This is a genomic window from Bacillus sp. CECT 9360 (genome assembly GCF_918741275.1).
Classification (GTDB): Bacteria; Bacillota; Bacilli; order Bacillales; family DSM-1321; genus Peribacillus.
Genome location: NZ_CAKKNA010000016.1, coordinates 1 through 13186 on the forward strand (window position 1 = coordinate 1; position 13186 = coordinate 13186).

Annotated in this window: 15 protein-coding genes and 11 tRNA genes; 1 reads left to right on the forward strand and 25 read right to left on the reverse strand. The window is 42.8% G+C overall.

Annotation, left to right across the window (positions count from 1 at the left end):
• Positions 1–206: 206 nt before the first annotated feature.
• The 12 genes from LQ216_RS17105 to LQ216_RS17160 all read right to left on the reverse strand — a co-directional run bounded on the left by LQ216_RS17105 (position 207) and on the right by LQ216_RS17160 (position 2003).
• Positions 207–280: transfer RNA gene (locus tag LQ216_RS17105), tRNA-Gly, on the reverse strand.
• A gap of 36 nt (positions 281–316) precedes the next feature.
• Positions 317–393, reverse strand: a tRNA-Pro gene (locus LQ216_RS17110).
• Between the two features lie 6 nt (positions 394–399).
• Positions 400–476: transfer RNA gene (locus LQ216_RS17115), tRNA-Arg, on the reverse strand.
• Positions 477–491: 15 nt separating this feature from the next.
• Positions 492–574: transfer RNA gene (locus LQ216_RS17120), tRNA-Leu, on the reverse strand.
• 56 nt (positions 575–630) lie between these two features.
• A tRNA-Leu gene (locus LQ216_RS17125) sits at positions 631–715 on the reverse strand.
• A 13-nt stretch (positions 716–728) separates the two neighbouring features.
• Positions 729–804: transfer RNA gene (locus tag LQ216_RS17130), tRNA-Lys, on the reverse strand.
• Between the two features lie 5 nt (positions 805–809).
• A tRNA-Gln gene (locus tag LQ216_RS17135) sits at positions 810–884 on the reverse strand.
• A gap of 76 nt (positions 885–960) precedes the next feature.
• Positions 961–1036, reverse strand: a tRNA-Asp gene (locus LQ216_RS17140).
• A gap of 65 nt (positions 1037–1101) precedes the next feature.
• Positions 1102–1173 (reverse strand) — tRNA-Glu (locus LQ216_RS17145).
• 29 nt (positions 1174–1202) lie between these two features.
• Positions 1203–1282: transfer RNA gene (locus LQ216_RS17150), tRNA-Ser, on the reverse strand.
• Between the two features lie 8 nt (positions 1283–1290).
• Positions 1291–1365, reverse strand: a tRNA-Asn gene (locus LQ216_RS17155).
• Between the two features lie 167 nt (positions 1366–1532).
• Positions 1533–2003, reverse strand: coding sequence for a SprT family protein (locus LQ216_RS17160; RefSeq protein WP_230130662.1), 471 nt, complete (start codon positions 2001–2003; stop codon positions 1533–1535).
• 82 nt (positions 2004–2085) lie between these two features.
• Here LQ216_RS17160 and cmpA point away from each other — a divergent pair, with 82 nt between their 5' ends.
• Entirely contained in the window at positions 2086–2205 is a 120-nt protein-coding gene (gene cmpA, locus LQ216_RS17165) for a cortex morphogenetic protein CmpA (RefSeq protein ID WP_117306387.1), read from the forward strand.
• A gap of 60 nt (positions 2206–2265) precedes the next feature.
• On the opposite strand, the gene LQ216_RS17170 is transcribed toward cmpA, so the two are convergent.
• From LQ216_RS17170 to LQ216_RS17230, 13 genes are all read right to left on the reverse strand, one after another.
• Positions 2266–4422 (reverse strand): Tex family protein, encoded by a 2157-nt coding sequence (locus tag LQ216_RS17170; protein WP_230130731.1) that lies wholly within the window; start codon positions 4420–4422, stop codon positions 2266–2268.
• A 391-nt stretch (positions 4423–4813) separates the two neighbouring features.
• The gene (locus tag LQ216_RS17175; protein WP_230130663.1) at positions 4814–5422 is read right to left on the reverse strand and encodes a SpoIIE family protein phosphatase; all 609 of its coding nucleotides are present in this window, start codon (positions 5420–5422) and stop codon (positions 4814–4816) included.
• Positions 5422–6210 (reverse strand): RNA polymerase sigma factor SigB, encoded by a 789-nt coding sequence (sigB, locus tag LQ216_RS17180; RefSeq protein ID WP_230130664.1) that lies wholly within the window; start codon positions 6208–6210, stop codon positions 5422–5424. The genes LQ216_RS17175 and sigB overlap by 1 nt, the downstream gene beginning before the upstream one ends.
• On the reverse strand, positions 6188–6658 hold the full coding sequence (rsbW, locus tag LQ216_RS17185; RefSeq protein ID WP_230130665.1) for an anti-sigma B factor RsbW: 471 nt from the start codon (positions 6656–6658) through the stop codon (positions 6188–6190). Before rsbW ends, sigB begins: the two co-directional genes overlap by 23 nt.
• Positions 6655–6987, reverse strand: coding sequence for an anti-sigma factor antagonist (locus LQ216_RS17190; protein WP_230130666.1), 333 nt, complete (start codon positions 6985–6987; stop codon positions 6655–6657). Before LQ216_RS17190 ends, rsbW begins: the two co-directional genes overlap by 4 nt.
• A gap of 57 nt (positions 6988–7044) precedes the next feature.
• Complete coding sequence (locus LQ216_RS17195) at positions 7045–8055, reverse strand: PP2C family protein-serine/threonine phosphatase (RefSeq protein ID WP_230130667.1); 1011 nt, start codon at positions 8053–8055, stop codon at positions 7045–7047.
• Positions 8056–8066: 11 nt separating this feature from the next.
• Positions 8067–8468, reverse strand: coding sequence for an anti-sigma regulatory factor (locus LQ216_RS17200; protein ID WP_230130668.1), 402 nt, complete (start codon positions 8466–8468; stop codon positions 8067–8069).
• A gap of 3 nt (positions 8469–8471) precedes the next feature.
• The gene (locus tag LQ216_RS17205) at positions 8472–8828 is read right to left on the reverse strand and encodes an STAS domain-containing protein (RefSeq protein WP_117306424.1); all 357 of its coding nucleotides are present in this window, start codon (positions 8826–8828) and stop codon (positions 8472–8474) included.
• 2 nt (positions 8829–8830) lie between these two features.
• The gene (locus tag LQ216_RS17210) at positions 8831–9658 is read right to left on the reverse strand and encodes an RsbT co-antagonist protein RsbRA (RefSeq protein ID WP_230130669.1); all 828 of its coding nucleotides are present in this window, start codon (positions 9656–9658) and stop codon (positions 8831–8833) included.
• Positions 9659–9984: 326 nt separating this feature from the next.
• Positions 9985–10335, reverse strand: a complete 351-nt coding sequence (locus LQ216_RS17215) for a type II toxin-antitoxin system PemK/MazF family toxin (protein ID WP_117306426.1) — start codon at positions 10333–10335, stop codon at positions 9985–9987.
• Between the two features lie 7 nt (positions 10336–10342).
• The gene (locus LQ216_RS17220) at positions 10343–10624 is read right to left on the reverse strand and encodes an antitoxin endoai (RefSeq protein WP_117306403.1); all 282 of its coding nucleotides are present in this window, start codon (positions 10622–10624) and stop codon (positions 10343–10345) included.
• 157 nt (positions 10625–10781) lie between these two features.
• Entirely contained in the window at positions 10782–11933 is a 1152-nt protein-coding gene (alr, locus tag LQ216_RS17225; RefSeq protein WP_230130732.1) for an alanine racemase, read from the reverse strand.
• Positions 11934–12156: 223 nt separating this feature from the next.
• Positions 12157–13167, reverse strand: a complete 1011-nt coding sequence (locus LQ216_RS17230) for an outer membrane lipoprotein carrier protein LolA (RefSeq protein ID WP_230130670.1) — start codon at positions 13165–13167, stop codon at positions 12157–12159.
• Positions 13168–13186: the final 19 nt, after the last annotated feature.

Consider the following 13186-nt stretch of genomic DNA (forward strand, 5'->3'; position numbering starts at 1 on the left):
CACGCCGCCAGCGTTCGTCCTGAGCCAGGATCAAACTCTCCGAAGAATGTTTGACTTGCTCACTTGCACATGGATGTGCTGGCATCGACGTTGTCACAGGACGTGACGAACTTAGTCGATGTTCCTTAGCTGCTTTTTTAAAGTGTGTGCTCACTTAAAATTAACGTTGGCGCTTTGTTTTGTTCAGTTTTCAAAGAGCAATATGTTGGAGCGGGTGATGAGAATCGAACTCACGACATCAGCTTGGAAGGCTGAGGTTTTACCATTAAACTACACCCGCATTAAAAAAAAGAATAATATGAAGCTTTTCAAGAGATGGTCGGGAAGACAGGATTCGAACCTGCGACCCCTTGGTCCCAAACCAAGTGCTCTACCAAGCTGAGCTACTTCCCGTATATTTGGCGCGCCCGAAAGGAGTCGAACCCATAACCTTCTGATCCGTAGTCAGACGCTCTATCCAATTGAGCTACGGGCGCATATCATCTTTTTAGTGCGGCCGAGAGGACTTGAACCTCCACGGGGTTGCCCCCACTAGGCCCTCAACCTAGCGCGTCTGCCATTCCGCCACGACCGCGAAAGCGACAATTACCATTATATCTATTTACTCTCTTAAAATCAACAGGGAATAAATGGTGCGGGTGAAGGGACTTGAACCCCCACGCCTTGCGGCGCCAGATCCTAAGTCTGGTGCGTCTGCCAATTCCGCCACACCCGCATACAAATATAAATGGTGAGCCATGAAGGACTCGAACCTTCGACCCTCTGATTAAAAGTCAGATGCTCTACCAACTGAGCTAATGGCTCACATATGGCTGGGCTAGCTGGATTCGAACCAACGCATGACGGAGTCAAAGTCCGTTGCCTTACCGCTTGGCTATAGCCCATCATTTCGCTTAACACAGAAATAGATTATAACACTGATGACATCTTCTGCGCAAGCATTTTATCATATTAATTAAATGGCGGTCCCGACGGGAATCGAACCCGCGATCTCCTGCGTGACAGGCAGGCATGTTAACCGCTACACCACGGGACCTTTTAAAGTATACCTAGTGAAGCACCTTGATAGTTTAAACTTTCAAGGTGCTTCCGCTTAACAAGTGACCCCTACGGGATTCGAACCCGTGTTACCGCCGTGAAAGGGCGGTGTCTTAACCGCTTGACCAAGGGGCCATATTATAATAAACAATCGATAAACTGACTGGCGAGAAGGAGGGATTTGAACCCTCGCGCCGCTTACGCGACCTACACCCTTAGCAGGGGCGCCTCTTCAGTACTTCCCTAAAAAAATGGCTCCGCAGGTAGGACTCGAACCTACGACCGTTCGGTTAACAGCCGAATGCTCTACCACTGAGCTACTGCGGAATAATTATTATTGGTTCCTAAAACTACTCTTAACTAGCTGAATGAACTGTCCCCAAAACCGCATTGCAACAATGCTACGGTTATTTTGTCGACATTTATGATTATAGTCAGCTTACCATGTAAAGTCAAGGTACTTCTGATAAATTCTTTTCATAACATATAATCCGTTATTTCACCCTGATTTCCTCTACTAACTTAAGCTTACCTTTGCATTTTCCACAAACATAACGGTCTATATTAATTCTTCTTTTCCGCTCAAACATTTGGCCGCACTCAATGCATTGATATCGGCAGATCTTATTGTTTTTTCTTTTAACTCTTTCAGAAAGCGGGGTACAGAATCTAGGGGCACCGACCATCTTTAAAAGCTTTCTGAAATCTGCATCTCTATGCTGATAACCCTGCTTTTCCAGATGAAGATGGTAATGGCATAGCTCGTGCTTAATAATGCCGATAAGCTCATCCATTCCTCGTTCTTCATAATATTTTTTATTGATTTCAATGTTATGGGAGTGAAGCAGGTAACGGCCGCCAGTAGTTCGAAGACGCGGGTTAAAAGTAGCTTTGTGATTGAACTTTTTTGAAAAATACTTCAATGATGTGTCTTCCACTAGTAGCTGAAGCTCGCTATCATCCATGTTAATCACCTTCTGTTTTTGTAACATGACAACCCATTATAACATATAAATAACTAAACTTCGGGAATCTAGGGAGGTAGCTATGCCTAAGTGGTTTCAGAATCAAATGATGAGAGCCTTTTTGGAGAAAGACCGTTATCAGGTTAAAATGCTTAATCAATGTTGGTTTTTTTATATAAAAAAGGGAAGCTTGGATTTATAAGCGTCCCCATAAAAACACCCTCCTTACGTAGCGATAGGAAGGTGTTCTTTCAATTATTTGTTAGATTTGTTTTTCGGGAGGGAGCATGGTTAAGGATACTCTTTGTTTTTGACTATCGATTTGTTCTACCCAGACCGTCACGACATCGCCTACTGAAACAATATCAAGCGGATGCTTTACATAACGAGTACTGAGCTTGGAGATGTGCACAAGCCCATCCTGTTTAACGCCGATGTCTACAAAAGCCCCGAAATCGACTACATTTCTTACTGTTCCCTGAAGCTCCATACCCGTTTTCAAGTCTTCTAATTTCAGAACATCTTGCTTTAATAACGGCTTAGGAAGTTCCTCGCGCGGATCCCTGCCTGGTTTCATTAAGGCATCAATGATATCTTTTAATGTTATTTCACCCAGGTCCAGTTCTTTAGAAAGTTCTGTTATATTTACATTTTGCAGTTCTTTATTGAGCGCTTCACTGCCAAGATTATGTGACGAATGTCCTATCTTTTTTAACAGTTTCGTTACCGCTGCGTAATTTTCAGGGTGTATGGATGTTTGGTCTAACGGTTCTTCGCCGTCAACAACCCGTAGAAACCCGATACATTGCTCATAAGTCTTCGCTCCTAATCTCGGAATTCCCTTTAGATTTTTCCGACTTATGAATTTCCCTTCTTCGTCCCGCTTCTTAATGATATTCTGCGCAACCGCCTTGGATAAACCAGCCACATACTGGAGCAACGACACCGATGCCGTATTAACGTTGACTCCAACCTTATTCACAGCTGTTTCAACAACGAATGTAAGTGATTCTGATAATTTTTTTTGCGAGACATCATGCTGATATTGGCCGACACCGACTGATTTAGGATCAATTTTGACCAGCTCCGCCAGTGGATCTTGAAGGCGTCTGCCAATTGATACTGCGCTTCTTTCCTCTACCTGATAATTCGGGAACTCTTCACGGGCAATATCAGAGGCTGAGTAAACGCTCGCACCTGCTTCATTAACAATGATATAAAATATCGAAGCATCCAGCTGCTTCAGCGTCTCTGCTACAAACTGTTCGGTTTCCCGGGATGCCGTACCGTTTCCTATCGCCACTACCTCTACAGCGTGCTCCCGAAGTAAAGCGATCATCTTCTCGCGGGCAGCTTCCTTTTTAGCGACAGGAGGGTGTGGGTAGATGACACTTATGTTCAATACCTTGCCTGTCTCGTCAACAACCGCAAGCTTGCAGCCCGTTCGGTAAGCCGGATCCACCGCAAGGACTACTTTCCCTTTTAGCGGAGGTTGAAGCAGCAAGTTTCGCAAATTCTCGGAAAAGATATGTATGGCTTGATCTTCCGCTTTTTCCGTCAGTTCCTTTCGTATTTCCCTCTCAATTGAAGGCATAATCAAACGTTTAAAACTGTCTTCTATTGCTTCATTGACAGCCTGAGCAACTGAAGAAGATGAGTTTTTAATAATCTTCTTCTCAAGATAGGCCAAAATGATCTCTGCATTTGGCATGATCGTTAAGCGCAGCACTTCTTCTTTTTCTCCACGGTTCAAGGCCAAAACACGATGAGGAACAATTTTTTGGACAGGCTCTTCATATTCATAATACATTTCAAAAATGTTCTTCTCGTCCTTCTCTTTATCCTTGACGACTGAAATGACTTGACCTTTTTTAAAAACTTCGGCTCGAATCCACTTTCGAAGGGCTGCGTCGTCGGAAATTTGCTCTGCAATGATATCCTTCGCACCGGCGAGAGCATCCTCCGCTGTTAAGACTTCTTTATCCTCGGAAATAAATTCATTGGCCTTTTTTTCTAAGCTTTCTTGCAAAGGGAAAAGCATCATCCATTCTGCCAGCGCCTCAAGGCCTTTTTCTTTCGCAACCGTGGCCTTTGTTCTTCTTTTTTGTTTATAGGGACGATATAGATCTTCTATTTCTTGCAGCTTTTCGGCTTTTTCAATCTGGCCCTTCAATTCGGGCGTCATTTTCCCCTGCTCTTCAATCAGGCGAATTACTTCCTCTTTACGATTGCCGAGGCTCTCCAGGTAATTCCACCTGTCCATGATCGACCTGATCTGCACTTCATCCAGCGAACCCGTTAACTCTTTTCGGTAACGCGCGATAAAAGGAACGGTGTTGCCATCCTGAAGCAACTTAACTACATTCTGTACCTGATTTTTCTTAATCGACAATTCCTCAGAAACTGTATCTACAAGCATCTTTACCTTATCTTCGACAGCTATCAAGTTATTTCCCCCAGTAAATATTCTTCATGTATACAGTCTACCAAAATCTCCAAAAGGAAGCGAACACATGCAGTTGTAAAATCTAAAGAAAACGCGCCGATTGGTGAACCTTTTAAGAGGGGAGATTAGGCGTAGTTATAAGAAAAGCGGAAGCGCCCTGTATAAGGAACATAGTCTAAGACCGCCACATCATTATGCCTTACGGATGCCAGCCCCTTTTAAAAAGGAAGAACGACTAAGACCGCCACGTCCTTATGTCTTCGTCGGCGCAAGTCACATCCTTGTACGTCGAAGCTAGACATCAATACATCTTGAAAATTTTATATTTTCTTATCTGTAAACAAAAAAGCTCACTTTCCATGTTTTATGAAAGTAAGCTTCCTAATATAAAAGTAGTATCATCAGAGTGAAGGGTATTATTTTCTAAAATAACCCTAGCTTTTTGCTCAAGAGAACCATACTTTTTTAATATCGATTTTGCGCCTTGAATCTGCAGTCCATCTGAATGAAGGATAAACTTCGCGTTTGGCTCGTACTTAAATCTCTGGGTTTGATACTTTTGGTTCCTGCCTGATAAATAACCGGTTACCGGCAACGGATATACGAGCTTGTCGGACTCGGGATTATAGAGAAAGAACCGAATATTCCCTACTGAGCTGTACACGAACTCCTTCGTATCATAATAGAGCTTTAAAACGGATACCGCTGCTCCTCTTTTATTGATGAGAACATTATTGGCTAGGGTCATTAAAGATTCTACAGCTTCATTATGATTATTTTTCACAATTTCCGTTACCGCTGAAGAGGAATCGTAAGCGAATTGACCGCTTCCTAAACCATCTGCCAGTACACAAAGAAAATAATCATTTGTATTTATAAAGAAATAATCGTCTCCGCAATACGGCATTCCATTTTTTGAAGATTGAGAAGCCAAGAACTCAATTTCTTCATTTCTTATCACTTCTTTAATCATTATACGAACTCCGAGTTGGCTTCCGCATTGATTGCTTCCTGCAGCTTTTTGATTGCCCTGCGTTGAAGTCGGGACACATGCATCTGGGAAATCTCAAGACGGTCGCCGGCTTCCTTCTGGCTTAAATTTTCAAGGTACGTATATTGGATAATTTTCTTTTCTCTATCACTCAACACATGCAATACTTTTTCTAAAACGAGACGCTGATTCACTTTTTCATAGCCATCATCGACATTGCCGAATACATCAAGCAAAGTGACCGTGCCGCCGTCCGAATCCGCTTCAATGGAATGGTCGACAGATAAAGCCTGATAGCTTTTCCCCATTTCCATCGCTTCCAGAATTTCTTCTTCCGCCACTTCTAGATGCTCAGCGATTTCATCAATTCTTGGGGAACGATGGAGGACGGTGGTGAGTTCTTCAACAGTTGCTTTGATTTTGGGGCCCAGTTCCTTGATTCTCCTCGGAACATGGACACTCCAAGTTTTATCTCTTAAAAATCTTTTGATTTCACCGATAATGGTTGGAACCGCAAATGCTTCAAAGCTTTTCCCAAAGGACTCATCATATCTGCGGATAGCACCCAAAAGACCAATCATTCCTACCTGAACGATGTCTTCTTGATAGGATCTGCCTTTAGAGTATTTTCTTGAAATGGTTTCGACTAAACTTTTATAATGAAGGACTAGTTGACTTTGAGCTTCCTGATCCTCGTGAAGCTGATAGGCTTTTATCCATTCGTTTACTTTATCTCTCGTTGCTTGGTTAGGTTGAGAGTGTTTTTGCATCCATCTCCACCTGCTCTCCCTCTAGAAACTTAGTCATAAACACCGTAACCCCTTCATGTTCGTGAATTTTCACTTCATCCATTAGGGTTTCGATTAGGTAAAGGCCCAAGCCACCTTCTCTCAGGAATTCGACATTTTGGCCGTTATCATAAGGCCCCAGACCTTGTCTTACATCATCGAAATTACAGCTCTTTCCGCTATCTGACACCATGACCTCGAGACGGTCAGGATATAGGCCAAAACCAATCTTCACTTCGCCCTCACTGCCTTTATAAGCGTGCTGTACCGCGTTTGTACAAGCCTCGCTAGTCGCAATTTTCAAATCTTCTATTTCATCATAGGAGAAGCCCATGCGGCTTGCGATACCGGATAGCGTTAAACGAATCACTCCAATAAAATCGGGCTTAGCTGGTATATTCATTTCGATGTAATCGTATGCTTCACTCATTCTAACCCACCCTCTGCATCACTTTTAATATCGATAATATCGGCAAGACCGGTTATATCAAATAAGCGGCGCAAGCGTTCTGACAAACCTACGAGCTTAAATTCGCCATTATGCGCACGTACGCTTTTGAACAGGCCTACAAACACGCCGAGGCCTGTGCTATCCATATATGAAACTTCCGCAAGGTTCACGACCATGGAGATGTTCTCCTGCTCAGATAAAGGAAATAATGTCTCACGGAGCTTTGGTGCCGTGAATGCATCAATCTCACCCTTAACTTCTACTTCTACTTTTGAATTTATATCTTGTACATCAATCGTAATATTCATTTAATTGACCCACCCTCTTCTTTCAATTCCAATTATATTTACCCAGATTACGCAGCATCAAACGTTTCTTTTTAAAATGATTAATGTAAAATCATCCCGCAATTGGAAATGCTGAAGCTTTTCAAGTTGTTTATAAATATTATTTACTATTTCCTGCGCATTTAAGTGGATATTTTTTTGTATATATTCAATGAGAGTTTCCCGCTCGATGAATCCTTCGCTTGTCCTGCACTCCGTCACTCCGTCGGATAAAAGAATGATCATATCCCCAAGTTCAACAGCTTTCTCGTATTCTTGGTACTTTGTTTTCTTATCGACTCCAAGAAGCAAGCCTTTTGCATTCAAGTCTTTAAATTCACCCGTTTTCGCCTCATAATAAAATCCTGGCTCGTGTCCGGCCGACGCATATGAGAAGATCTGGTTATGAGGATTATAAAGACCGTAAAACATCGTGATGAACATGCTTGGATCAACATTGTGCTCAACAACCCTGTTTAGGCTCTCGAGAACAATGCTTGGCTGGTGGCGATGATCCGGCAGGCTGTCCATTGCGTATTTGATCATGGACATGCAGAGTGCGGCGGGGATTCCCTTGCCGATAACGTCCGCAATGCCGACTCCCATACATTCGCTTTCATCTTGCACGAAGTGATAGTAGTCGCCGTTCATTTGCCTAGCCGGAACACTGATTGCACCAATTTCAAGGCCTTCAACATCCGGAATCTCGGTTTCTAAAAGAGTATGCTGAACATTGGCGGCTATTTCAATTTCTGACTTAAGCTCTTGCTGCTGATGCCGCAAACTCTGATGCTCCCTGTAGGCATTTCCATATCCCATCATGATTTCAAGAAGAAAATCAAAGGAGTGGAACACCTTGTCAGGTGTGTCCGGACATATTTCCATCAAGATGCTTTTATGCAAACTAATAATCTCTTCTGGAGAGATTTTATATTGTATTGTCTTTCTGCTGATTTTTTGTCCCTGGTACAACGCTTGCTCCGTCTGATCTTTCAAATACGTAGAGAGAGCCTCACGGTACCTTTCTTCCATGTCCTCTCTAATCTCCATTCCGTCTCCCCCTAACGGAGCCATTTCGTGGCGTATATCTTTGTACCTTTCCCAACCATAGAATCTATATCGAAGTCGTCCATCAACCGTTTTACACCGGGCAGGCCGGCTCCTAAGCCTCCGGAGGTTGTATATCCGTCTTCCATTACTCTTCTTATGTCCTGTATGCCGGGACCTTCATCGGTTGCGATAATCTTCAACCCTGACTTCCCGCCTTCAAAAACCTTTTCTATGGCAACTGTTCCCTGTCCGGCATATAAATATATGTTTCTTGCCAGCTCACTAATTGCCGTCGTAATCCTCGCCTGGTCCACGGTGCCAAATCCCAGTTCTTTGGCAACGTTGCGGCCAAGCTGGCGGGCAGCTACGATATCCCATTCATTAATAATCTTCACGAAGGATTGATACTCCATATATTAATCCCCCAGTTCCTGTTGCAATTTCTCCAGGCCTTTTTCAAGGTCTAATGCTGTCATGACATCATCCAAGCTTATTCCCAGTTCGATTAGGGTAATCGCAACAGCTGGCTGGATTCCGGTAATTACAACTTTTGCCCCCATGAGTTTAGACATGCCAAACACGTCCCCTAATACTTTAGCGATGAAAGAATCAATGAAATCAATGGAGGTGATATCGATTACAACGCCATTTGCGCTTGTTTCGTGAATTTTATGCAATAAATCTTCTTGGAATTGAAGAGCCGTAGCATCGTCAAGCTCCCATTGTATAGAGACCAACAAGCAATCATAAAGCTTTAAGATTGGGATTCTCATATTCATTCTTCCACCTCCACTATCTTACGGCTTGTTAATTGTAAAGCAGCTTCGATGCCTTTTTTAAGTGAGTTTTTCGTGTCGATTTCATTGAGGTTAATTCCTAAATTAACAATAGTTTGCGCGATTTCCGGGCGAATTCCGCACAGCATGCACTTAGCACCTACCAGCCGAACAGCCTCCGCAGCCTGAATAATATGGTGGGCGACCATTGTATCAACGACCGGAACACCGGTGATATCAATCAATACAACCTCAGAACGGTGTTTCACAGTGCCAGTAAGCAAATTTTCCATAATTTGTTTGGCTCTTTCCGTATCGATTGTACCAACGAGGGGCATTACCGTGATGCCTTCAAGGACTGGAATTAGGGGAGCGGAGAGCTCCTGTAAAGCGATTTTTTGAAGAGAGACTGTCTTTTCCCACGTTTGGGAGTATATGTGAACAATTTCGTTATTTAATGGTGTTGACCATTGATCGAATGCAAATACGATATCCATTTGATTTTCAGGCGTCACAATCCCTTTTTCCTGCATGCCTTCAAACACAATCCGATTAAATTCGCGCAGCCCCTCGTTCACAAATGTAAGAGGCCATCCAAGCCGAACAACCTTTTCGGCAAAATCCAAAAGCTTCGATGAGAATTGTTCACTATTGCTTTCAATGTTAGCAACAATCATATCTATGAACTCATTGCTTGTCCGTGCAAACATTTCATCAGAGACCACTTTGATAAGCCGCTCATCCGCTTTTTCTTTCATTTTCTCCATCCACTCATTCAGGATGTCATTTTGGCTTTTCTTTATATAGCCGTAAACCAATTGATCCATAATTTCCTCCCATTCCAGCACATCCGTGCATATAAATAATTCCGAACGCAGGTACATTTTCTAAGCTGATATTGTATTATATTGCTTCAAAACCTTCCCTACATGAATGAAAACAAAAAAGAAAGATTAAATAAATTTATTGATTTCCCACGCCTTCACTATAATATTTTGTTGTTTGATTCGTCAAATGAAACAGTTTTCCTGCTTGATTCGTTTATCATTATAAAAAAATGGCTCCGGCATGATGCCGGAACCATTTAAATGGACCCGATTGTTCAATAATGAATAAAAACGATTTCAAATCAGGAGCTTGTTTTCTTATTCTTTTAAAAATCTACTAATCCCAGACTGATTTGCAAGGCATCATGCACCTTTTGCATCATGGCCTCATCAAGATGAGTAATCTTATCGGTTAACCGCTGCTTGTCAATGGTACGTATTTGTTCTAAAAGGATGACTGAATCACGTTCAAATCCATACTTTTTTGCATTAATCTCAACGTGTGTAGGCAGTTTGGCTTTCTGAATTTGCGCTGTAATGGCCGCTACAATCACAGTGGGACTAAAGCGATTGCCGATATCATTTTGAATGATGAGCACCGGACGGGTCCCACCTTGCTCTGAACCTACGACCGGGGACAGATCTGCGAAGTATACGTCACCACGCTTAACAACAATCAACGGATCAACCTCCGCTAACTAATCGTTCAACGCGATGTTCTGCCTCATATTCCGCTAAAAAAGCTTCTGATGCAATTGTTAAATTAATAGCTGCCATTTCAATATAGCCACTTTTCATAGACTCGCGAAATTCTCTTTTTTTACGGTCGCGAAGGTACTTCTTAGTCGCGCGATAAATTAACTCGCTTCGATTTACGTTTTCTTCTCGTACATACCCATCTAGCTCGGATAAAAAGTTTTGAGGTAATCGGACTAATATCTCTCTCGTTGTGCTGGATTCAGACACAAACATACACCTCCACCATCACTACACGCCTAATTATATTTCTTTTTTCATATTACCATTTAAATATCTGTATGCAAAGAGTATATTCAAAAATCTATATTATTATCAGCAAAAAAGTGTGATTCTTATTCATTTTTTATACAAAACGCTTAGAATTTCACTGCAGCAGCGGATTGACTACTTTAACAACCCTGCCCAATTGGTGATAAACCCTCGGTACCCTCGCAGAAATGAGACAGACGACCTCATAGTTAATCGTTTCTAGCTTTTCTGCTATTTCATCAACTGAGATAAAAGATCCCGCGCTCTCTCCGATCAATGTCACCTCTGTTCCAAGAGGCTGTTCTTCTTTAAGTTTAATCATGCACTGGTCCATGCAAATTCTTCCGGTGATCGGCTGCCTTTCCCCATTTACGAGTACTTCCTGACCTTGAAGCTTCCGAAGCCAGCCGTCAGCATAACCGATCGGCAGCGTTGCGATCCATTCAGGCCGACTCGCCGTATAAGTCGCCCCGTAGCTAACACTTTCTCCCGCTGACAGCTGTTTCAGTTGAACAATTCGCGTTTTAAGTGACATCGCCTGCTTCAGTGGAAATGGGAGTATTTCTTTCATTTCCATTGATGGGCTTAATCCATACATGGATATCCCCATTCTGACCGCATTAAAGTTCTGATCATGAAAACGCAAGGAAGCGGCACTATTTGCGGCATGAATAAGAGCAGGCCGGACCTTAAGCCAGGAAAGCATGTCTTTAAATGCAGCCAGCTGCTTCTGATAATATTCTATGTTTAATTCATCAGCCGTAGCAAAATGGGTGTAGATGCCCTCAAATAAAAATTTGCTTTCATTCAGCAGCATGTCTTCTAGGTGCTCTAACTCTTCTTTCGTACGTATCCCCAGTCTGCCCATGCCGCTGTCGCATTTCACATGAACCTTAAGCGGTGCATGAGGCGGAATTTCTTTGATGGCGCTTTCCAGCCATTCCTTTTGAAATACTGTTAAAGCGATATCCTGTTCTGCAGCTATTCCTGCGTTTTCAGGTCTTGAAGCCCCGAGAACAAGTATGGGCGCCTGAATTCCTTTTTTCCTTAGCGCCAACGCTTCATCAAGAAAAGCAACGGCCAAATAATCAGCTCCCGCTTCAAGGGCGGTGTTGGCTGTTTCAATGTCCCCATGACCATAGCCATTGGCTTTCACAACCGCGAATATTTTCACCGCGGCAGGGAGGTGTTTTCTCATATTCGCAACATTTTCATATATATGATCTAAATTAATTTCTGCCCATGTTTCCCTGTGGTAAGTTCCCATTTCCAACCTGTAACCCTTCCTTCTTGTCCCACACAAAGTAATCGTTATCGGTTTAGTTTAACCGTTAAACCTTATCACTCTGATTATAGACAAACTTTTTCTTCATATAAAGGAGAGTTTTTATGGGAGCCATTCATCTCGTTACCTTCATAGCATCATAGAGACCAAGACCCGGCAATTCGTCATACAAAATTCGAACCGGGCCTTAGACTTTTAATTAGAACTATTTAACAGCCGCCTCTTCGACGGATCGGGCAACATTCACCATTTCTTTAGGGGCCAAGTCTTTAGAAGCAAGCGTATAATCTACTCCCCCTACGGTCCAGGTAACCGAGTTGTCCGTCAGAGCCCCCACCGTGAACCCAAGGTCGACCGGTTCTCCGTTAATCTGATTGGAAATAAGCGATGTTTCGACGACCTCTGCTTTTTCCTGAATTAACGTAAAGCTCTTTTTGCCCTCGTAGGTGAGGACTACACGTGTACCATCCTCTATATCCAGCTCTTTTTCTTCTGTTAAGCTCACACCATCCATTTTATAGGCAGGATACTTAACCCCAAAGCTTTTATCCTTCGCTTCCGCCATAACATCTACTTCCAATTGGGCTCCGGTCATATTTTTCTTCATATCAAATGCATCCTTGTCAAATGAAGTATTAAAATTAACTTTAGAAAACTCAACGGTGACCAATGCGTTATGGTCAGGATCCATTACCTTCACACTGACAGGTGACAAGTTCTTCTTGTTGAGAGTGATCTCCTGGTAAGGGAGCATCTTATTGTTTTGATACCGCGTTTTTGTCTCAAAAACGAAATGTTTTTCAGTTGTTATAAAGGTCGCGCTTTTATCTTCGATGATATCCTTCACGAGCGACTCGTATAAATACGCCTGACTGCTGTTGTTCGGCCACTCGCTCTGGAATTTAAAGCTTTTGTTCAACGCCGGCGTCAACACATAGACTCCGTCCGTATTCCGAAGAATCATCTGACTCTGGTCCTTTTGGGAGTTCTTCAGGTTCACTCTGTAAAATTCCGGATCTTTATGCCAAATCTCTACATCATAAACCTGTGGATCCGTCCCCATTTTCAACGTCATCTTAGCATTCGCTTTATAGCCTTTCATTTCTTCAACCTTATCGTTCAGGTCACTGACTACATCATCCTGCGTCTTTTGTCCACAAGCGGAAAGGGCAAGTATCAGCATGATCCCCGCAAAAAGCGTTAACAACTTCTTCATCTTTTCAACCCCTTTTGGT

Excerpts from the sequence above, each read along its gene's own strand:
- LQ216_RS17160 (WP_230130662.1), bottom strand. The coding sequence starts at position 2,003 with ATGGATGATAGCGAGCTTCAGCTACTAGTGGAAGACACATCATTGAAG.
- cmpA (WP_117306387.1), top strand. The coding sequence starts at position 2,086 with ATGCCTAAGTGGTTTCAGAATCAAATGATGAGAGCCTTTTTGGAGAAA.
- LQ216_RS17170 (WP_230130731.1), bottom strand. The coding sequence starts at position 4,422 with ATGCTTGTAGATACAGTTTCTGAGGAATTGTCGATTAAGAAAAATCAG.
- LQ216_RS17175 (WP_230130663.1), bottom strand. The coding sequence starts at position 5,422 with ATGATTAAAGAAGTGATAAGAAATGAAGAAATTGAGTTCTTGGCTTCT.
- sigB (WP_230130664.1), bottom strand. The coding sequence starts at position 6,210 with ATGCAAAAACACTCTCAACCTAACCAAGCAACGAGAGATAAAGTAAAC.
- rsbW (WP_230130665.1), bottom strand. The coding sequence starts at position 6,658 with ATGAGTGAAGCATACGATTACATCGAAATGAATATACCAGCTAAGCCC.
- LQ216_RS17190 (WP_230130666.1), bottom strand. The coding sequence starts at position 6,987 with ATGAATATTACGATTGATGTACAAGATATAAATTCAAAAGTAGAAGTA.
- LQ216_RS17195 (WP_230130667.1), bottom strand. The coding sequence starts at position 8,055 with ATGGAGATTAGAGAGGACATGGAAGAAAGGTACCGTGAGGCTCTCTCT.
- LQ216_RS17200 (WP_230130668.1), bottom strand. The coding sequence starts at position 8,468 with ATGGAGTATCAATCCTTCGTGAAGATTATTAATGAATGGGATATCGTA.
- LQ216_RS17205 (WP_117306424.1), bottom strand. The coding sequence starts at position 8,828 with ATGAGAATCCCAATCTTAAAGCTTTATGATTGCTTGTTGGTCTCTATA.
- LQ216_RS17210 (WP_230130669.1), bottom strand. The coding sequence starts at position 9,658 with ATGGATCAATTGGTTTACGGCTATATAAAGAAAAGCCAAAATGACATC.
- alr (WP_230130732.1), bottom strand. The coding sequence starts at position 11,933 with ATGGGAACTTACCACAGGGAAACATGGGCAGAAATTAATTTAGATCAT.
- LQ216_RS17230 (WP_230130670.1), bottom strand. The coding sequence starts at position 13,167 with ATGAAGAAGTTGTTAACGCTTTTTGCGGGGATCATGCTGATACTTGCC.